The organism is Palleronia salina (genome assembly GCF_900141995.1).
Lineage (GTDB): Bacteria > Pseudomonadota > Alphaproteobacteria > Rhodobacterales > Rhodobacteraceae > Palleronia > Palleronia salina.
In genome coordinates, this window is sequence record NZ_FQZA01000008.1 from 44,521 (window position 1) to 63,021 (window position 18,501).

Sequence of the window (18,501 nt, forward strand, 5' to 3'; positions counted from 1 at the left end):
GGCCCGGACCCGGAGATCGAAGATCATGCCCGACAAGTCCCCGAAAAAGAAGATGAAGCAGGCCCGCCCGGCGCCACCGGCGCCGACGGCCGACCCGTCCCCCGCGAAGCAACAGCAGAAGAAAGGATCGAAACCCGCCCGCTGAGGGTCTGTCGAAACCTCCTGCAAGACCGGCCGGGACGTGGCGCCCGGCCGGCGCGACGCGCCCCGAAACACATCCTTTCCGCCAGCGGTGCGACCCTCCGGCCGGTGCAAGCTCAGCCGTAATGCGCCACCGGCGTCCCGGCGATGGCCGACATGTTCAGAAGGCCGCGCGCGGTGATCGAGCTGGTGACGATATGGGCGCGATTGCCCATGCCCATGAGGATCGGCCCCACCTCGAGCCCGCCCGCCTTCATCTTCAGGATGTTGCGCACGCCCGAGGCGGCGTCGGTATTGGCGAAGACCAGCGTGTTGGCCGCGCCTTCCATCCGGCTGGACGGGAAGATGCGGGCCCGCAGCTCGCCGTCGAGCGCGGCGTCGGCGTGCATCTCGCCCTCGTAGCAGAAGTCGCGCGGCTGGCTGTCCAGGATCTCGAGCGCGGCGCGCATCCGCAGCCCGGTGTCGCAGTCGAAATTGCCGAACTGCGAATGCGAACACAGCGCGATCTTCGGCTCGACCCCGAAGCGGCGCACGTGCCGCGCGCTCGACACCACCGTGTCGGCGATCTGCTGGGGCGTGGGCTGCGGGTTCACGTGGGTGTCGGCCACGAAGAGCGGCCCGTCCTCGAGGATCATCAGCGACAGGGCGCCCACCGCGTGCAGGTCCTTCGTGCCCAGCACCTGGCTGATGTAATTCAGGTGCCACAGGTACTGCCCGAACGTCCCGCAGATCATCGAGTCGGCCTCGTCCCGCTGCACCATGACGGCGCCGATGGCGGTGGTGTTGGTGCGCATGATCGCCTTCGCCAGGTCTGGCGTCACGCCGCGCCGTTCCATGATCTTGTGGTAGGTCTGCCAATAATCGCGGTAACGGGCATCGTTTTCGGGGTTCACGATGTCGAAGTCCTGTCCCGGCCGGATCTGGAGACCCGCCCGCTCGGCCCTCAGCTCGATCACCTCGGGGCGGCCGATGAGGATGGGCTTGTCCGTGGTCTCTTCCAGCATGGCGTGGGCCGCGCGCAGCACGCGCTCGTCCTCGCCCTCGGTGAAGACGATACGGCGCTCGGCGGTCCCGGCGGCCTCGAAGACGGGCCGCATGATCAGCGCCGAGCGGAAGACTGAGCTGTCGAGCCGGCGCTTGTAGGCGTCGAGATCCTCGATCGGCCGTTCGGCCACGCCGGACTCGATCGCGGCACTGGCCACCGCGCGGGCGACGACCCCCATGAGCCGTGGATCGAAGGGTTTGGGGATCAGGTAATCGGGGCCGAAGGTCAGCTGTTCACCCTTGTAGGCGGCGGCGGCCTCGGCGCTGGTGGTCTTGCGGGCGAGTTCGGCGATACCCTCGACGCAGGCAATCTTCATGGCGTCGTTGATGGTGGTCGCTCCCACGTCCAGCGCGCCCCGGAAGATGAACGGGAAACACAGCACGTTATTGACCTGGTTCGGAAAATCCGACCGGCCCGTGGCGATCAGCGCGTCCGGCGCCACCTCGCGCGCGGCCTCGGGGTCGATCTCGGGGGTGGGGTTGGCCAGCGCAAAGATGATCGGCCGCTCGGCCATGCGCCCGACCATCTCGGGCGTCAGGATGTTCGGTCCCGACAGCCCCAGGAACAGGTCGGCGCCGTCGATCACGTCGTCCAGCTTTCGCGGCCCGCCGGGTTGGGCATACTCGGCTTTCTGCGGCGTCATCTCGGCCTCGCGGCCCTCGTGGACCAGCCCCTCGATGTCGCACAGCCACACGTTCTCGCGCTTGACCCCGAGTTTCAGCAGCATGTTCAGGCAGGCGATCCCCGCCGCGCCGCCGCCCGTCGAAACCACCTTGATCTCGTCGAAGCTTTTCTTGGCGAGCAGCAGGGCATTGGTCGCGGCGGCCGAGACGACGATGGCGGTGCCGTGCTGGTCGTCGTGGAACACGGGAATGTTCATCCGCTGGCGGCAAAGCTCCTCGACGATGAAGCAGTCGGGCGCCTTGATGTCCTCGAGATTGATGGCGCCGAAGGTCGGCTCCAGCGCGCAGACGATGTCGGCCAGCCGCTCGGGGTCGGATTCGTTCAGCTCGATATCGAAACAGTCGATATTGGCGAATTTCTTGAAAAGGACGGCCTTGCCCTCCATCACCGGCTTGGACGCCAGCCCGCCGATGTTGCCAAGACCCAGAACGGCCGAGCCGTTGCTGACCACGGCCACGAGGTTGCCCCGCGCGGTGTAGTCCCGGGCCGTCGTCGGGTCGGCCTTGATCTCGAGACAGGCCTCGGCCACCCCCGGCGAATAGGCCCGCGCCAGGTCGCGCCCGTTGGCCAGCGGCTTGGTCGCGCGGATCTCGAGCTTGCCGGGCTGCGGATGGCGGTGATATTCCAGCGCGGCCGCGCGCAGCGCCTGTTTCTTGTCCTCGTCCATCTCTGCCCTCCGCGGTGGTGTTTGCCTTGGGATACGGTGTCGCGTTCCCCGTGGGAAGGGCGCGCGTTACACTCCCAGCGCCGAGCGAAAGATCGGAAGAAGCGCGGCCGCCGCCACGCCGATCGCAGCGCCAAGGCCCAGCCGGGCTCCGGTCCGCATGCCTTGCGGCAGCAACGCGCCGAGCAGCGCGCAGATCACGCCGTAGAAAATGAGGGGCACGAGATCCACGGCAGCCTCCGCGCGGTGCGATACCGCTGAAGGCTACGCCCCGAAGCGCCCGCGCGGCAAGCGTTCAGCCCGTTCCGCGCCCGGTGCTTTCTTGCAGCCGGTCGATGGCCTTGGACGCATCGGCCTTGGACAGGTCGGGGTCGAACGGCTCGCCCGCTTCCTCGCACAGCGTCTTGAGGTACGATGCTTGAGCGCCGGTCATCATCTCGTCCCCGGTCACCCAAGCATCCACGGGCTTGTCGGCATTGCCGGGGGCGTCCGCCTTGGGGGTGTCGGTCGTGTCGGTCATCGTGTCTCTCCGTCGGAAATTGTTCTGTATTTGTTCCAACGGATGGCGCGCCAGCGGGTTCCGCATGCGCCGCTGCTGTCGGATCAGTCGTCCTTCAGCGCCGCGATCCGGGCGTCGGCCTGATCCTGGGTCAGGGTGGCGTCGAAAGCCTCGCCCTTTTTCTCGCACAGCTCGCGCAGCTGGGCCGCCTGAACCTCGGTCATGGGCTCGTTGCCATGGGGGTTTTCACCGGACTCGACGGCGCCGCCGACGGGGAAGGACGCCACGTCCATGGGGCTGTGTTTCTTCTGGTCGTCGCTCATCGCGGTCTCCTCACCTTGCGTCATGGGGGAAATGCGCGGCGCGCGACCCGGGTTCCGCTTGCCAAGCCCCACCGGCCGGATCAGATTGTCCGCCATGACCGAAGATCTGCTGTCCGCCGCCCGCGCCGTGCGTGAAAACGCCCATGCGCCCTATTCCAGGTTCAAGGTGGGCGCCGCCCTGCGCTCGACCGAGGGGAACCTGCACCGCGGCTGCAACGTGGAGAACGTGGCCTACCCCGAAGGCACCTGCGCCGAGGCGGGGGCGATCGCGGCCATGGTCGCGGCGGGCGACAAGCGTATCGCCGCCATTGCCGTCATCGCCGATTGCCCGGCGCCGGTGCCGCCCTGCGGCGGCTGCCGTCAGAAGCTGGCCGAGTTCGCGGATGGCACCGTGCCCGTGACGCTGGCGACGACCGACGGGCAGGTTCTCGAGACGACCGTGGCGGACCTGCTGCCGGGTGCCTTCGACGCGGGCCACATGGACCGCGCGTGAGCGTCCGCGACACCCTCGCCAGCCTGCGCCGCGGTGACGTGCCCGGGGCCGCCGACCTGGCCGCGTTCGCCGCCGGGCTTGCCGACGGGCAGGTGACCGATGCCCAGGCGGGCGCCTTCGCCATGGGCGTCTGCCGGGGCCCGGGGCTGGGCGAGGCGGGGCGCGTCGCGCTGACCGCCGGGATGGCCGACAGCGGGGACCGGCTGACCTGGGACCTGCCGGGTCCGGTGGTCGACAAGCATTCCACCGGCGGCGTCGGCGACCCGGTCTCGCTGATCCTCGCCCCCGCGCTGGCGGCGCTGGGCGGTTTCGTCCCGATGATCTCGGGCCGCGGGCTGGGACACACCGGCGGCACGCTGGACAAGCTCGAAGCTATCCCCGGCTTGTCGGTCGCGCTGGACCATGACGCATTCGAGCGGGTCGTCCGCGACACCGGCACCGCCATCGTGGCGGCCAGCCGAGCGATCGCGCCGGCGGACAAGCGGCTCTACGCGATCCGCGACGTGACCGCGACGGTCGACCAGGTGGACCTGATCTGCGCCTCGATCCTGTCGAAGAAACTGGCCGCGGGGCTGGGCGCGCTGGTTCTGGATGTGAAATGCGGCTCAGGCGCGTTCATGCGCGATCCGGCGGCGGCGCGGGACTTGGCCCGGGTGCTGGTCGAAACGGCGACCGGCGCGGGCCTGCCCACCCGCGCGCTCATCACCGCGATGGACCAGCCGCTGGCCCCGGCCATGGGCAACGCGACCGAGATCCGGGCGGTGATGGCCGTGCTCGACGGCCGGGAGTCCGACAGCCGGCTCGCCCGCGTGACCGCCGCGCTGGGGGGCGAGCTTCTGCACATGGCGGGCCTGGCGCAAAGCCCCGAGGACGGCGCCGCGCGCATCTCCCAGGCGATCACGGACGGACGCGCGATGGAGCGCTTCGCCGCCATGGTGGCGGGGCAGGGCGGCCCCTCGGATTTCGCGCAGACGTGGGACGCGGTGCTGCCGCGCGCGCCGGTGATCCGCGACATTCCCGCCCCCACGGACGGCTACCTCGCCAAGGCCGACGGGACTGCGCTGGGCCAGGCGGTGGTGGCGCTGGGTGGTGGGCGCGCGCGTGACGGCGATGCGATCGACCCGTCCGTGGGTCTGGACGCCATCGCGCCGCTGGGCGCGCGGCTCGCCAAGGGCGATCCGCTGGCGCGCGTCCACGCCGCGGACGAGGCCGCCGCCGACCGGGCCGCGGCGGCGGTGCTGGAGGCGCTCACCCTGTCGGACAAGGCCCCGGACGCCACAACCCTGATCGCGGAGCGGATCGCGTGAACATCGCACAGCCCCCTTGCATCACTGGTCCCCAAATACTTCTGCCCGGCACGGGCCATCAGGTGGGAGCCCTCCGATGAGCGCGCGGGCTTTCCTGGTGGTGCTCGATTCGGTCGGCATCGGCGGCGCGCCCGATGCGGACGCGTTCGGCGATGAAGGAGCCAATACCGTGGGTCACATCGCCCGGGCGCTGGCGGACGGCGACCGGCCCTTGCGTCTGCCGAATCTCGACGCGCTGGGGCTGGGCCGGGCGGTGACGCTCGCCTCGGGCCTCGACGCGCCGGGTCTCGGCGCCGGGCCGCAGGGGCGTTGGGGCGCGGCGACCGAGGTCTCGCCGGGCAAGGACACGCCCTCGGGCCACTGGGAGCTTGCCGGGCTGCCGGTGCCGTGGGAATGGACCTTCTTCCCGAAGGAAGATCCCTGCTTCCCGCCCGAGCTGGTCGAGAAGGTCTGCGCGCTCGCGGGCTGCGACGCCATTCTCGGCAACCGACATGCCTCGGGCACCAACATCATCGAGGAAGAGGGTGCCGAGCACATGCGGACGGGCCGTCCGATCTGCTATACCTCGACCGACAGCGTATTCCAGATCGCCGCCCACGAAGAGGTCTTCGGCCTCGACCGGTTGATCGACCTCTGCGCCGCGCTGGCGCCCGATCTGCACGCCATGCGGGTGGGCCGGGTCATCGCGCGGCCCTTCCTGGGCGATGCCGATAGAGGCTTCACCCGGACGGCCAACCGCCGCGACTTCGCCATCGCGCCGCCTGCTCCGACGCTGTGCAACTGGGCCAAGGACGCGGGCCGCGACGTGCATTCCGTGGGCAAGATCGCCGACATCTTCTCGATGCAGGGGATCGACACGCGGGCCAAGGGCTCGGACGCGGAACTGCTCGACCACCTGCGCGCGCGGATGGACGATGCCGCGCCGGGCAGCCTGACCTTCGCCAATTTCGTCGAGTTCGACAGCGCCTACGGTCACCGCCGCGATCCCGACGGCTATGCCCGGCACCTGGAATGGTTCGACGCGGCGCTGCCCGACCTGGTCGCGCGGCTCGATCCCGATGACATCCTGGTCATCACCGCCGACCACGGCAACGATCCCACCTGGCGCGGCACCGACCACACCCGCGAACGGGTGCCGGTGCTGGTCGCGGGGACGGGCGCTGGCGAGATCGGCCACTGCGCCTTCGTCGACGTGGCCGCCAGCATCGCAACCCATCTGGGCCTATCGGACACCGGCCCGGGAAGGAGCTTCCTGTGATCCCGAAGATCGAACTTCACCTGCACCTGGAAGGCGCGGCGCCGCCCGCCTTCATCCGCGGTCTCGCCTCCGAGAAGGGCGTCGACCTGTCGTCGATCTTCGATGGCCAGGGGCGCTATGCCTACCGCGATTTCAACGACTTCCTGCGCGTCTACGAGGCGGCCTGCACCGTGCTGCAAACGCCCGAGGACTTCGCGCGGCTGATCCGCGCGGTGCTGGCGCAGTCGGCCGAGGAAGGCGTCATCTACACCGAGGCGTTCCTGTCGCCCGATTTCTGCGGCGGCCGTGACCTGGGCGCCTGGCGCGACTACCTCGCCGCGATACAGGAAGCGGCTAGCGAGGTGCCCGAGGTCGAGATGCGGGGCGTCGTCACCTGTATCCGCCATTTCGGCCCCGACGCCGCGAAAGAGGCCGCGCGCTGCGCCGCCGAGACCGCCGGCGATTTCATCACCGGCTTCGGTATCGCGGGCGACGAGATGGCGGGCCACCCGCGCGATTTCACCTACAGTTTCGACATGGCGCGCGAGGCGGGGCTGGGCCTGACCGCCCATGCAGGCGAGTGGGGCGGCCCCACCTCGGTACGCGACGCGCTGGATCATCTGCGGGTCAGCCGCATCGGCCACGGCGTCCACGCCATCCGCGACGCGGGGTTGGTCGAGCGGCTGGCGCGCGACGGCATCACGCTCGAGGTCTGCCCGGGCAGCAACATCGCGCTGGGCGTCTACGGCAAGTGGCGCGACCATCCCATCGACGAATTGCGTGCGGCCGGGGTGCCGGTCACCGTGTCGACCGACGATCCGCCGTTCTTCCACACCACGATGCGGGACGAATACGCCCACCTGTCGGACCTGTTCGGCTGGGACGACACGATGTTCGCCGAGATCAACCGCACCGCCGCGCGCGCGGCCTTCTGCGACGAAGACACCCGCGCGGCCCTTCTCAAGCGGATCGATGCGGGCTAAGCCCGGCCCCGCAACCCGAACACGCCCGCCGAAGGACCGCACATGACCCAGCACCTGACCGTCGTCGAACACCCGCTGATCCAGCACAAGCTGACCATCATGCGCGACCAGGCGACCTCGACCGCCGTGTTCCGCCAGCTTCTGCGCGAGATCAGCCAGCTGCTGGCCTACGAGATCACGCGCGACCTGCCGCTGACGACCACCCGGATCGACACCCCGATCCAGCCCATGGACGCGCCGAAACTGGCGGGCCGCAAGCTGGCGCTGATCTCGATCCTGCGCGCGGGCAACGGCCTGCTGGACGGGATGCTCGAGCTGATCCCCTCGGCGCGGGTGGGGTTCGTAGGACTCTATCGGGACGAGGAAACGCTCGAGCCGGTGGAATATTACTTCAAGGTGCCCGATCTCATGTCCGAGCGTGTCGTCATCGCGGTGGACCCGATGCTGGCCACCGGCAACAGCTCGGCCGCGGCGATCCAGAAACTGAAGGATGCCGGCGCCAAGGATATCCGCTTCCTGTGCCTGCTGGCCGCGCCCGAAGGCGTCGAGCGGATGAAGCAGGCGCATCCGGACGTGCCCATCGTCACCGCCGCGCTGGACGAGCGGCTGAACGAGAAAGGCTATATCGTGCCGGGCCTTGGCGACGCCGGGGACCGCATGTTCGGTACGAAATAGCGCGCCGCGCCCTTTACCCCCCGACGCCCCCCGTGCATCGTATCGCCATGCACCTAGAGTCCGGGGGGACACCATGCTGAGAACCGTTTGCCTGTCGCTGTCGCTGGCGCTGTCGGGCGTCGCCACCACGAGCCTCGCGCAGGATCTGCGCACCGACCTGGCCGATGCCGGCCCGCCGGCCGAGTTTCCGCCCGCGGGCTTCAACGGCCGCCAGTTCGTCGATAGCCGGGGCTGCGTCTATGTTCGTGCGGGCGCCATCGGCGAAACCAGCTGGGTGCCCCGCGTCACCGGGAACCGCCGCGTGCTGTGCGGCTTCAAGCCGACCGAGTTCCGGCGCACGGCCCGCGCCGAGCTTCCGGTGATCCCCGATCCCGCGCCGGCGCAGACCAACACCGCTGCCGCCGCACCCGCCCCGGCAGCCCCCCGCGTCCTGGCGACGCCCACGCCGCGCAGCACGGCAACGGCCCCGCGGACCATCGCGACGCCGACCCCGCGCAGCACCGCGCAGGCGCCGACCCCGCCGCGCGCCGGGTCCACCGATGGACTTCGCCCCATGCCCTACCGCGCCGCGCGCAACCTGTCGTCCTCGGAACTGGCCGCCGAGCCCGTGACCCCCAACGCCCGCCGCAGCGTGGCCACCGCGCCGCGCAGCGTGGCGACAACACCGCGTGTCGGCGCGCCGTCCGAGGTGTTCGAGCTTCAGCCGGGCGACCGCATCCGCGTGCCCAGTGTCCCGGCGGTCCGGACGCCCCCGGGCTATCGCCGTGCCTGGGACGACGACCGCCTGAATCCCGACCGCGGCAAGCAGACCTTCAGCGGTGCCCTGCAGACCGCGCTGGTCTGGACCCAGACCGTGCCGCGGCGGCTGAAGACGGCCGGCGGACGCGACGTCACCGACCGGTATCATTACCTGGTCTATCCCTACACCGATTACGACAAGCAGCGCGCCGACCTGCGCGGCGGCAAGTTCGTGACGATCATCACCGACGGCCAGCGCCAGATCGTGCCGCGCAGCGCGCTGCGCACCCGTGCCGATGGCAAGGTCGTCATGTCCAGCAAGTCCGCGCCGGCCACCCGCAGCGCCGCCCCGGCGCCGTCCCAGCCCAAGGCGGCCGGCGGGCGCTACGTGCAGGTGGCGAGCTTCGGCAACCCCGCCAACGCGCAGGCGACGGCGCGGCGCTTGCAGGCGGCGGGCCTGCCGGTGCGGATGCAGGACGTCCGGCGCGGCGGCACGGCCTACCGCAGCGTGCTGGCCGGTCCGTTCAGTGACCGGGCGGCGCTGTCACGTGCGCTGGGCGTGGCCCGCGCGCAGGGCTTCTCGGACGCTTTCGTCCGCTAGGCCGCGTCGCGCGCCCGACGGATTGGCGCTGCGCGCGGCGTAACGATGAGCCTGCCTTTGCCGTGGGCGCGGCATGTGCCTGTCCCGGCGCGGACGGGCGGGGTCGCCGTGAATGTGTCTGGCGAGTCGCGTCGCGGGCCGTCTTCTCGGACGGCAGCCGTCCGAAAACGGGCTCGGGCCACCGGGCGGTCGCCCCGGTGCCTCAGCGGGCGCAGATATTCTGCAGCGCGACCCATTGCCCGTCGGTCAGGACCGGGCGCGCGGTCTCGGGCGTGACCGGGTCCGCCTCGATCAGCGCGACGGTGGTTTCGCCGGTGATGTCCTCGGCATAGGCATAGGGCGCGACGGGGATCTGCGCCTGCGACATGCGGCTGAGGAAGGTCGCCACCGGCAAGGGTGCGCGCGGGCTGGTTGACAGGTGCTCGGCATAGCGACGCAACGTGTCGTCGGGGACCTCGCCCCGGGTCAGAAGCTGCACGGCGGCCATGGGACCCGCGAATTCCAGGAGCCGCGCCATGGGGTCCCGGATCTCGGCCCGCGCAAGTTCGGCCAGGATGTATCCGGCGACGGGCTCGGCGGCCTCGTAATCCTCGATCAGGGCGCGGTTCAGCAGGATCAGGCGGCCGGGAAGGTGCGCGGCCGTCTCGGGGCCGCCGGGCAGGACCACAAGCCGCCCGCTGCCGGGGCCAAGCACCCGCGACGACAGCTGCGCCAGCGCGGACCGCGCGGCGGGGTTGGCGCAGGGTTCGCCCGCGACGCGGGTGATCTGCGCCAGCAGCCTGCGCCCGGTATCGGCGCGCACGGCCTCGGGCACCACCGCCGTGGCGTGGCGCACCAGCGCGTCGGGCAGCCACAGGACGCCGCCCGCAAGCAGGCCGGCCAGCACCACCGCCAGCACACCGGTCCGCAGCCAGCCGCGCCGGGGCCGCCGGCGCTCGACGGCCCGTTGCACCCGTTCGATGGCCGAGATCATGTCGCTGTCGTCCAGCTCAAGCGTCTCGCCCGCGTCCGGGCCGGGCGCGAACAGCGCGGGCACGGCGCCGGGGTTGCGCCGCTCGACGGCGGGCAGGGACCAGTGCGCGAGGGGCCGGTCGCTCATATCGGTGATCTTGAGCGTCGCGTCACCGATGGACACCACCACGTCGCGCCGTTGCGATTCGGGGCTTTCACGCCAGAGGCCGCTCGCCTCGAGCCGGGCGTATTCACTGAGAACGGTCATGATACAGGCGCGCCAATATGCGGGGCTGGGGGAATTGCGGGCCTCACAATGTCTTCGCGGCCTGGCGCAGCTCGAACTTCTGGATCTTGCCGGTCGACGTCTTGGGCAGCTCGGTGAACACCACGCGCTTGGGCGTCTTGAACCCGGCAAGCTTCTCGCGCGCGAAGGCGATCAGCGTGGCCTCGTCGGTCTGCGCGCCCTTCTTCAGCTCGACGAAGGCGCAGGGCACCTCGCCCCACTTGTCGTCGGGCTTGGCCACGACCGCGCAGAGCGACACGGCGGGGTGGCCCATGAGGCAGCCCTCGACCTCGACCGAGCTGATGTTCTCGCCGCCCGAGATGATGATGTCTTTGGCGCGATCGGCGATCTGGATATAGCCGTCGGGATGCTGCACCGCGATGTCGCCGGAGTGGAACCAGCCGCCGGCGAAGGCCTCGGCCGTGGCGTCGGGGTTGCGGAAATAGCCTTTCATCACGCAGTTCCCGCGAATGCCGATCTCGCCCTGGGTGACGCCGTCATGGGGCACGGGGCGGTGCGCTTCGTCCAGCACCTCGATCTCTTCCATCATGGGCATGGCGACACCCTGCCGGGCCTTCTTCGCGGCCTCGGCCTCGTCCTCCATGCCGTCCCACATGGGATCCCACAGGCATTCGGTCACGTGGCCGTAGGTTTCGGTCAGGCCGTAGACCTGCATGACGTGGAAGCCCAGCTTGCCGATGGCGCCCAGCGTCGCGGGGGCGGGGGGCGCGCCGGCGGTGAAGACCTCGACCGTGTGGTCGAAGTCGCGGCGATCCTCGGGGTCGGCGTTGACGATGGTGTTCAGCACGATGGGCGCGCCGCCGAAATGCGTGACACCCTCGTCCGCGATGGCGTCGTAGATCGCGCGGGCCGTGATGTCGCGGCAGCAGATCACGGTGCCGCCCAGCATCGGCATCATCCAGGTGTGGTTCCAGCCGTTGCAATGGAACAGCGGCACGATGGTCAGGAAGCGCGAGAACAGCGGCATCTGCCAGCTGACGACCGTGCCCATGGTCATGAGGTAGGCGCCGCGATGGTGATAGACGACGCCCTTTGGCCGCCCCGTGGTGCCCGAGGTATAGTTCAGCGCCAGGCTTTCCCATTCGTCCTGCGGCATGTCCCACGGCGCGTCCGGGGTGCCGCTGGCCAGCAGGTCGTCCCACGTCATGTGGCGGCCGGTGGCGCGGTGGCCGCGCGCGCGGTCCGGCACCTCGACGATGCGGGGCGGGGGGCCGTCCATCTGGTCGATGGCGGCCTCGGCCAGGGCCACCTGGTCGCTGTCGACCAGCACCATGCGCGACCCGCCGTGGGACAGGATGTAGGACACCGTAGCCACGTCCAGCCGGGTGTTGATCGTGTTCAGGACCGCGCCGCAGGCGGGCACGCCGAAATGGGCGATGGCCTGCGCGCTCACGTTGGGCAGGATGGTCGACACCACGTCGCCCGAGGCGATGCCCGCCGCCTTCAGCCCCGAGGCCAGCCGCGACGTGTCGGCGTGGTATTCGGCATAGCTCCAGCGCAGGGGCCCGTCGATCAGCGCCTCCCTGCCAGGAAAGACACGCGCCGCGCGGGCGAGATGCGACAGGGGGGTCAGCGGCACGTGGTTGGCGCGTGTCTTGTCCAGCCCCGTCTCGTCCTGCATCCAGCCCATGGCATCCCCCTTGTCTTTGACGACCGTCGTGAAACTATCGCGTCACCTAGAACGATAGCAAAGCCCCGAAAGCCCCGGAATACCATGATCATCTCGCCCGGCCGCGGCTATATCTTCGTCCACATCCCGAAGACCGGTGGCACGGCGCTCAGCCTCGCGCTCGAGAACCGGGCGATGAGGGACGACATCCTGATCGGCGACACGCCCAAGGCCGTCCGGCGGCGCGGGCGGCTGAAGGATCTCGCCCCCCGGGGCCGGCTGTGGAAGCATTCGCGCCTGGCCGACATCGAGGGGATCCTGACGCCCGACGAAATCACCGGCATGTTCGTCTTCGCGATCGTGCGCAACCCGTGGGACCGGATGGTCAGCTACTACCACTGGTTGAAGGCCCAGCGGTTCGACCACCCGGCCGTGGCGCTGGCGGGCCAGCTGGACTTCCCCGGTTTCGTCGCCCACCCCCACACGCGCGACAGCATGCGCGGCGATGCGGCGCGCACCTACGTGACGCTTTCGGACGGGCGCGAAGTCGACACGCTGTTCCTGCGGCTCGAGACTCTGGAGGATGACCTTGCGGCCGTCGAATCGCGGCTGGACATGCGCCTGGGGCTGATAACGCGCGCCAATGCGTCCCAAAGGGCGCGGGATTATCGTGGCTATTACGACGAGTCGACGCGCGAAATCGTCGGGGAAATCTCGGCCGAGGACATCCAGAGGTTCGGCTACCGTTTCTGAGCGACACGTCAGCCGCGACAATCCGGTGAATTTACCGCGACCTTCCCGAAAATTGGCGGATGCCGCATTCTCGCCCGGTTCGGGGCCAAATGCCGCGCGAATTACGCGTCAAAAGTGAATCAATCCGTCCCATCCGGCGGAGTCTTGCGATTGCAATTGGAGCCTCAAAATGAAGCTGTCATCCTTTTCCCGCCCCCAGGCCGACACGTCCGACGGGTCCGAAACCGCTGGTGACAGCCCCCGTATCGGGATCATCGCGGGCACGCGCGTGGCCACGACCATCGGCTGGCGCCCCATCGAAGAGGTCAAGCCGGGCGACCGCGTGCTGACCTTCGACGGCGGCCTGCAGGAAGTGGCGCGCGTCGAGCATTCCAAGCTGTGGTCCAAGGCCAAGGCCTGCCCGCGCAAGCAGTGGCCGCTGTCGGTCCCGGTCGAGGCGCTGGGCAACCAGACCCCCATGCAGCTGCTGCCCGAGCAGCCGGTGATGCTGGAATCGGACGCGGCCGAGGATATTTTCGGCGATCCCTTCACGCTCATGGCCGCCGAGGCGCTGGAAGGGTTCCGCGGCATCCGGCGCGAACTGCCGGACGCCAGCACCGAGATCGTGACGCTTTATTTCGAGACCGAGCAGTTGGTCTTCGCCAATATCGGCGCGCTGTTCCTGTGCCCCGCCGACACGTCGCTTTCCGCAGGTGATGACGAGGGCACGTCCGAAACCTATTCGCTTCTGCCGATCGAGCGGGCCACGGACCTCACCCGGATCATCGCCGAGGACGAGGCACGCCGCCGCGACATGGCCTACGCGGACGAGAACTGAAAGCTTTCCCCATCGGGATTGTCCCCCCTCAAGGTCCCGATGAAAAAGGCCGCGTCCGAGGACGCGGCCTTTTCCGTTTGGTGGTGCGGTGACGCCTTGGGGCGTCAGGCGGCTTCCATCGCCGCGCCGTCGCCGAACCGGCCGTAGAAGCTGTCGCCCCCCTTGGCCAGGTCGCGCAGCAGCTCGGGCGTGGTGAACCGCGCCCCGCACTCGGCGGTCAGCGTGTCGCAGATCTCGACGGCCTTCGCGGCGCCGATGATGTCCAGCCAGCTGAACGGACCGCCCGACCACGGCGCGAAGCCCCAGCCCAGGATGGCGCCCACGTCGCCCTCGCGGATGTCTTCCAGCACGCCCTGTTCGAACGCCCGGACGGCCTCCAGCACCTGGGCCATCATCAGTCGATGCTGCACGCGGGTCAGCTCGGGCTGGTCATCGGCCACGGCATACTTGTCGCCCAGGCCCTCCCACAGGCCCACGCGCTTGCCGTCCTCGGCGTAGGCGTAGAAGCCCGACTTGGACTTGCGGCCCATGCGGCCCTGGTCGGCCATCCAGAACAGCACCTCGTCCACGGCCTCGTCCGGATAGTCGTCGCCCATGGCGGCCCTGGTGGCCTTGGCGATCTTCACGCCCAGGTCGATCGAGGTCTCGTCGACCAGCTGAAGCGGACCCAGCGGGAAGCCCAGCATCTTGGCCGCGTTCTCGATCAGCGCGGGCTCGACGCCTTCCTTCACCATGCGCACCCCTTCGTTGATGTAGGGGATGATGCAGCGGTTGGCGTAGAAGAACCGCGCGTCGTTCACCACGATCGGCGTCTTGCGGATCTGGCGCACGTAGTCCAGCGCCTTGGCCACGGCACGGTCGCCGGTCTGGGCACCCTTGATGATCTCGACCAGCATCATCTTGTCCACGGGGCTGAAGAAGTGGATGCCGATGAACTGTTCGGGGCGTTCGGACGCCTTGGCGAGCTCGCCGATGGGCAGGGTCGAGGTGTTGGTGGCGAAGATGCAGTCGGGGCCGACCACGGCTTCGACCTTTTTCGTCACTTCGGCCTTGATGCCCGGATCCTCGAACACCGCCTCGACCACCAGGTCGCAGCCCTTCAGCGCGTCGTAGTCGGTGGTCGCCGTGATGCGGCCCAGGACCTCGGTCTTCTTCTCCTCGGTGACCTTCTTGCGCTTGATGCCCTTGTCCAGGATGTCCTCGGAATAGGACTTGCCGCGATCGGCGGCGGCCTGTTCCTGGTCGATCAGCACGACCTCGATCCCGGCATTGGCCGAGACGTAGGCGATGCCCGCACCCATCATGCCGGCGCCCATGATGCCGACCTTCTTGACGGTCTGGTCGGGCGCCTCGGGGCGGTTCGCACCCTTTTCAAGCGCTTCCTTGTTGATGAAGAGCGAGCGGATCATCGCCTCGCTGCTGGGGTTCATCAGGACGGAGGTGAACCACCGCGCCTCGATCTTGATGGCGGTGTCGAAGGGCACCAGCGCGCCTTCGTAGACCGCCGACAGCAGCGCCTTGGCGGCGGGGTAGACGCCCTGCGTCTTGCCGTTGACCATGGCGCTGGCGCCGACGAAGGTCATGAAGCCCGCCGGGTGATAGGGGGCGCCGCCGGGGAACTTGAAGCCCTTCTGGTCCCACGGCTTCACGATGTCGGTGTCCTTGGCGTTCAGCACCCATTCGCGCGCCGCGGCGACGGGGTCGTCCACGACCTCGTGGATCAGGCCCAGCGACTTGGCCTTCTTCGGATCGTTCAGCTTGCCTTCCAGCAGGATGGGGCTCGCCTGCATGGCCCCCATCATCCGGCTGACGCGGGTGGTGCCGCCCATGCCGGGGAAGATGCCGACCATGATCTCGGGCAGGCCGATCTTGGCCTTGGGGTTGTCGGCGGCGAAGATCCGGTGGCAGGCCAGCGGGATTTCGAGACCGATGCCCAGCGCGGTGCCGGGCAGGGCGGCGGCGATGGGTTTGCCGCCCTTGTTGGTCTTGGGGTCCATGCCCGCACGCTCGATCTTGCGCAGGATGCCGTGGCTGCGCATCAGGCCCTCGAACAGGCCCTTGGCGGGGTCGTCGCCCGCCGACGTCTTCATCCTGGCGATGACGTTCAGGTCCATCCCGCCGGCGAAATCCTTCTTGCCGGAGGTGATGACCACGCCCTTCACGGCGTCGTCGGCCAGCGCCTGGTCGATCAGCGCGTCCAGCTCGTCCCAGCCTTCGAGGCTGAGCACGTTCATGGACTTGCCGGGCACGTCCCAGGTGATGATGGCGACGCCGTCGTCGCCGGTCTTCATGGTGAAATCGGTCATGGTTCCGGCTCCTTACACGCGTTCGATGATGGTGGCCGCGCCCATGCCGGACGCGATGCAGAGGGTGGCGAGCCCGACTTCCTTGTCGGACCGCTCGAGCTCGTCCAGCAGGGTGCCGATGATGATCGCCCCGGTGGCGCCCAGCGGGTGACCCATGGCGATGGCGCCGCCGTTGACGTTCAGCTTGCCGTGGTCGATGTCGAACGCCTGCATGAAGCGCAGCACCACGGACGCGAAGGCCTCGTTCACCTCGAAGAGGTCGATGTCGCCGATATTCATGCCGTGATCGGCCAGGATCTTCTCGGTCACCGGGACCGGGCCGGTCAGCATGATCGTCGGATCGGTGCCGATCTTGGCGGTGGCGCGGATGCGCGCACGGGGCTTCAGGCCGTTGGCCTTGCCGAACTCGGCGTCGCCGATCAGCACGCCCGCGGCGCCGTCCACGATGCCCGAGCTGTTGCCGGCGTGGTGGATGTGGTTGATCCGCTCCAGGTGCGGGTACTTCATCAGCGCGATCTTGTCGAAGCCCGGCATGGTCTCGCCCATGTCCTTGAAGGACGGGTTGAGGCTGCCCAGCGCCTGCATGTCGGTGCCGGGACGCATGTACTCGTCACGGTCGAGGATGGTGAGGCCGTTCTGGTCCTTCACCTCGAGGATCGACTTGGCGAAGCGGTTGTCGGCCCAGGCGGCCGCCGCCCGGTTCTGGGATTCCACCGCCAGCGCATCGGCGTCGTCGCGGCTGAAGCCGTACTCGGTCGCGATGATGTCGGCGCTGATGCCCTGGGGGACGAAATAGGTGTTCATGGCGATGGACGGATCGACGGCGATGGCCGCCCCGTCGCTGCCCATGGGGACGCGGCCCATCATCTCGACCCCGCCGGCGATGTAGCCGACGCCGCCGCGCTGGCCGGTGGCGCCGCGGACCTGGTTGGCGGCCATGTTCACGGCTTCCATGCCGGACGCGCAGAAGCGGTTGATGGCGACGCCGGGGATGCGCTCGTCCAGCTCCGAGGCCAGCACGGCCGTCCGCGCCAGGCAGCCGCCCTGTTCGCCCACCTGGGTGACGTTGCCCCAGATGACGTCCTCGACCGCGTGGCCGTCCAGGCCGTTGCGATCCTTCAGCGCGTTCAGCACGCCCGCGCTGAGGCGCGCCGAGGTCACCTCGTGCAGGGCGCCGTCCTTGCGGCCCTTGCCGCGCGGGGTGCGCACGGCGTCGTAGATAAAGGCGTCGGTCATGGGGTCCTCCTCAGGCCGCGTAGGCACGCGGCATCAAGTCATAAGGGTGTTTCCAGCCCGGCAGGGACTGGATGTTGCTCAGCCAGCGGTCGATCTCGGGCCAGTCGGCCCGGTCGAAACCGAAGGGTTCCGGGTAGAAGAGATAGCCACCGAGGCTCAGGTCCGCGATGGTGACGTCCCGTCCGACCACCCAGTCGCGCCCCTGCAGGTGGGCGTTCAGCACGGCGTGGGCGGCCTTGAGGCGGCCCAGCTGGAAATCGATCACGGGCTGCGGGCGCTTGTCCTCGGGCAGGAAGTTCATCAGGAACCGCGTCATCCCGATCGCGGTGGAATACTTGTGGTTGTCCCAGAACATCCAGCGCAGGACCTCGTGCCGCTCGCCGCCCAGCTTTCCGCTGGTCTCGGCGATGTAATCGAGCATGACGCCCGACTGGGTCAGGGTCAGCTCGCCGTCGCGCAGCACCGGCACCTCGCCCATGGGGTTCACCTCGGCGCGCCAGGCGTCGCTGCGGGTCTCGCCCTTGAAGAAGTCGACGAAGACGGGCCGCCAGTCGAGGCCCGCGAGGTCCAGCGCCAGCGCGACCTTGTAGGCGTTGCCGGACTCGCCGAAGCAATGGAGGTCTATGGTCATGCTCTCTCCCGGTTGGCGAGGCACCGGGGGGCTTTACGCCCCCCGGACCCCCCGCAAGGTATTTTCGGAAAGATGAAGTGGCCGGATTCATCCTTCGTTAAGGTTGGTGCGTGACCCTTGGAGCGCGGTACAGGCTGAGGAGCCGATGGCCGTGAAAGGTGAAGCTCCGGTCCTGCCGTGCGACACCGGGTCGTGCCGCGGGATCGGGCTGGACCGTCAGTCGCTTCATCTTTCCCCAAATACCTCCGCCGGAGGCGGCCCCGGGTCCCGGCCCGCGCGACGCCTAGCGTTTGCGCGCATCGAGTTCCGAGTTGAACAGCCGCAGCCGCGCCGTCAGGTTTTCCTTGTTGGTCACGCTGTCGAAATGCTCGAACAGGAAGCTCAGCGCCTCGCCCTCGTCCAGCCCCGCCTCGGCGGCGAATTTCCGCAGCCGCCTGTACCCGTCCTCGGTCATGGCGACGGGTATGCGGCGGGTCAGGCGAAAGCGTTTGGGCATCTGGC

Annotated in this window: 18 protein-coding genes; 8 read left to right on the forward strand and 10 right to left on the reverse strand. The window is 69.1% G+C overall.

Going from position 1 to position 18,501, the window contains the following annotated elements:
• Positions 1-257: 257 nt before the first annotated feature.
• The 4 genes from BUB76_RS11920 to BUB76_RS11930 all read right to left on the reverse strand — a co-directional run bounded on the left by BUB76_RS11920 (position 258) and on the right by BUB76_RS11930 (position 3,356).
• Positions 258-2,537 (reverse strand): NADP-dependent malic enzyme, encoded by a 2,280-nt coding sequence (locus BUB76_RS11920; RefSeq protein ID WP_073129017.1) that lies wholly within the window; start codon positions 2,535-2,537, stop codon positions 258-260.
• Positions 2,538-2,603: 66 nt separating this feature from the next.
• A complete protein-coding gene (locus BUB76_RS17975; RefSeq protein WP_175550307.1) occupies positions 2,604-2,765 on the reverse strand; it encodes a hypothetical protein in 162 nt (53 codons plus the stop codon).
• 64 nt (positions 2,766-2,829) lie between these two features.
• Positions 2,830-3,054, reverse strand: a complete 225-nt coding sequence (locus BUB76_RS11925; protein ID WP_073129018.1) for a DUF3072 domain-containing protein — start codon at positions 3,052-3,054, stop codon at positions 2,830-2,832.
• A gap of 83 nt (positions 3,055-3,137) precedes the next feature.
• On the reverse strand, positions 3,138-3,356 hold the full coding sequence (locus BUB76_RS11930) for a DUF3072 domain-containing protein (RefSeq protein ID WP_073129113.1): 219 nt from the start codon (positions 3,354-3,356) through the stop codon (positions 3,138-3,140).
• A gap of 94 nt (positions 3,357-3,450) precedes the next feature.
• Here BUB76_RS11930 and BUB76_RS11935 point away from each other — a divergent pair, with 94 nt between their 5' ends.
• The 6 genes from BUB76_RS11935 (at position 3,451) to BUB76_RS11960 (ending at position 9,390) form a co-directional block, all read left to right on the forward strand.
• Positions 3,451-3,849: a cytidine deaminase gene (locus BUB76_RS11935; protein WP_073129019.1), complete on the forward strand. Its 399-nt coding sequence runs from the start codon at positions 3,451-3,453 to the stop codon at positions 3,847-3,849.
• Entirely contained in the window at positions 3,846-5,156 is a 1,311-nt protein-coding gene (locus BUB76_RS11940) for a thymidine phosphorylase (RefSeq protein WP_073129020.1), read from the forward strand. Before BUB76_RS11935 ends, BUB76_RS11940 begins: the two co-directional genes overlap by 4 nt.
• Before the next feature lie 76 nt (positions 5,157-5,232).
• Positions 5,233-6,414 (forward strand): phosphopentomutase, encoded by a 1,182-nt coding sequence (locus BUB76_RS11945; RefSeq protein ID WP_073129021.1) that lies wholly within the window; start codon positions 5,233-5,235, stop codon positions 6,412-6,414.
• Positions 6,411-7,376 (forward strand): adenosine deaminase, encoded by a 966-nt coding sequence (locus BUB76_RS11950; RefSeq protein WP_073129022.1) that lies wholly within the window; start codon positions 6,411-6,413, stop codon positions 7,374-7,376. The genes BUB76_RS11945 and BUB76_RS11950 overlap by 4 nt, the downstream gene beginning before the upstream one ends.
• A 42-nt stretch (positions 7,377-7,418) precedes the next feature.
• The gene (gene upp, locus BUB76_RS11955) at positions 7,419-8,051 is read left to right on the forward strand and encodes a uracil phosphoribosyltransferase (RefSeq protein ID WP_073129023.1); all 633 of its coding nucleotides are present in this window, start codon (positions 7,419-7,421) and stop codon (positions 8,049-8,051) included.
• Positions 8,052-8,124: 73 nt separating this feature from the next.
• Positions 8,125-9,390 carry an SPOR domain-containing protein gene (locus BUB76_RS11960; RefSeq protein ID WP_073129024.1) on the forward strand — a complete coding sequence of 422 codons (1,266 nt, stop codon included), beginning with the start codon at positions 8,125-8,127 and terminating at the stop codon, positions 9,388-9,390.
• Positions 9,391-9,592: 202 nt separating this feature from the next.
• Here the strand turns inward: BUB76_RS11960 and BUB76_RS11965 are convergent, their stop codons facing one another.
• Together BUB76_RS11965 and BUB76_RS11970 are read right to left on the reverse strand one after the other, a co-directional pair.
• Entirely contained in the window at positions 9,593-10,609 is a 1,017-nt protein-coding gene (locus BUB76_RS11965) for a hypothetical protein (protein ID WP_073129025.1), read from the reverse strand.
• Positions 10,610-10,652: 43 nt separating this feature from the next.
• A complete protein-coding gene (locus BUB76_RS11970) occupies positions 10,653-12,278 on the reverse strand; it encodes an AMP-binding protein (RefSeq protein WP_073129026.1) in 1,626 nt (541 codons plus the stop codon).
• Between the two features lie 84 nt (positions 12,279-12,362).
• On the opposite strand from BUB76_RS11970, the gene BUB76_RS11975 reads away from it, so the two are divergent.
• The gene (locus tag BUB76_RS11975; RefSeq protein WP_073129027.1) at positions 12,363-13,010 is read left to right on the forward strand and encodes a sulfotransferase family 2 domain-containing protein; all 648 of its coding nucleotides are present in this window, start codon (positions 12,363-12,365) and stop codon (positions 13,008-13,010) included.
• A gap of 169 nt (positions 13,011-13,179) precedes the next feature.
• The gene (locus BUB76_RS11980) at positions 13,180-13,827 is read left to right on the forward strand and encodes a Hint domain-containing protein (RefSeq protein WP_073129028.1); all 648 of its coding nucleotides are present in this window, start codon (positions 13,180-13,182) and stop codon (positions 13,825-13,827) included.
• A gap of 104 nt (positions 13,828-13,931) precedes the next feature.
• Here BUB76_RS11980 and BUB76_RS11985 read toward each other — a convergent pair whose 3' ends face one another.
• The 4 genes from BUB76_RS11985 to BUB76_RS12000 form a co-directional block, all read right to left on the reverse strand.
• Positions 13,932-16,133 carry a 3-hydroxyacyl-CoA dehydrogenase NAD-binding domain-containing protein gene (locus tag BUB76_RS11985; RefSeq protein WP_073129029.1) on the reverse strand — a complete coding sequence of 734 codons (2,202 nt, stop codon included), beginning with the start codon at positions 16,131-16,133 and terminating at the stop codon, positions 13,932-13,934.
• Between the two features lie 12 nt (positions 16,134-16,145).
• Complete coding sequence (locus tag BUB76_RS11990; protein ID WP_073129030.1) at positions 16,146-17,369, reverse strand: acetyl-CoA C-acetyltransferase; 1,224 nt, start codon at positions 17,367-17,369, stop codon at positions 16,146-16,148.
• A 10-nt stretch (positions 17,370-17,379) separates the two neighbouring features.
• Complete coding sequence (locus BUB76_RS11995; protein ID WP_073129031.1) at positions 17,380-18,000, reverse strand: glutathione S-transferase family protein; 621 nt, start codon at positions 17,998-18,000, stop codon at positions 17,380-17,382.
• 283 nt (positions 18,001-18,283) lie between these two features.
• Positions 18,284-18,496, reverse strand: a complete 213-nt coding sequence (locus BUB76_RS12000) for a hypothetical protein (protein WP_073129032.1) — start codon at positions 18,494-18,496, stop codon at positions 18,284-18,286.
• Positions 18,497-18,501 lie beyond the last annotated feature (5 nt).

Excerpts from the sequence above, each read along its gene's own strand:
- BUB76_RS11970 (WP_073129026.1), bottom strand. The coding sequence starts at position 12,278 with ATGGGCTGGATGCAGGACGAGACGGGGCTGGACAAGACACGCGCCAAC.
- BUB76_RS11975 (WP_073129027.1), top strand. The coding sequence starts at position 12,363 with ATGATCATCTCGCCCGGCCGCGGCTATATCTTCGTCCACATCCCGAAG.
- BUB76_RS11925 (WP_073129018.1), bottom strand. The coding sequence starts at position 3,054 with ATGACCGACACGACCGACACCCCCAAGGCGGACGCCCCCGGCAATGCC.
- BUB76_RS11930 (WP_073129113.1), bottom strand. The coding sequence starts at position 3,356 with ATGAGCGACGACCAGAAGAAACACAGCCCCATGGACGTGGCGTCCTTC.
- BUB76_RS11965 (WP_073129025.1), bottom strand. The coding sequence starts at position 10,609 with ATGACCGTTCTCAGTGAATACGCCCGGCTCGAGGCGAGCGGCCTCTGG.
- BUB76_RS11990 (WP_073129030.1), bottom strand. The coding sequence starts at position 17,369 with ATGACCGACGCCTTTATCTACGACGCCGTGCGCACCCCGCGCGGCAAG.
- BUB76_RS11960 (WP_073129024.1), top strand. The coding sequence starts at position 8,125 with ATGCTGAGAACCGTTTGCCTGTCGCTGTCGCTGGCGCTGTCGGGCGTC.
- upp (WP_073129023.1), top strand. The coding sequence starts at position 7,419 with ATGACCCAGCACCTGACCGTCGTCGAACACCCGCTGATCCAGCACAAG.
- BUB76_RS11980 (WP_073129028.1), top strand. The coding sequence starts at position 13,180 with ATGAAGCTGTCATCCTTTTCCCGCCCCCAGGCCGACACGTCCGACGGG.
- BUB76_RS12000 (WP_073129032.1), bottom strand. The coding sequence starts at position 18,496 with ATGCCCAAACGCTTTCGCCTGACCCGCCGCATACCCGTCGCCATGACC.
- BUB76_RS11995 (WP_073129031.1), bottom strand. The coding sequence starts at position 18,000 with ATGACCATAGACCTCCATTGCTTCGGCGAGTCCGGCAACGCCTACAAG.
- BUB76_RS11920 (WP_073129017.1), bottom strand. The coding sequence starts at position 2,537 with ATGGACGAGGACAAGAAACAGGCGCTGCGCGCGGCCGCGCTGGAATAT.
- BUB76_RS11985 (WP_073129029.1), bottom strand. The coding sequence starts at position 16,133 with ATGACCGATTTCACCATGAAGACCGGCGACGACGGCGTCGCCATCATC.
- BUB76_RS11935 (WP_073129019.1), top strand. The coding sequence starts at position 3,451 with ATGACCGAAGATCTGCTGTCCGCCGCCCGCGCCGTGCGTGAAAACGCC.
- BUB76_RS11945 (WP_073129021.1), top strand. The coding sequence starts at position 5,233 with ATGAGCGCGCGGGCTTTCCTGGTGGTGCTCGATTCGGTCGGCATCGGC.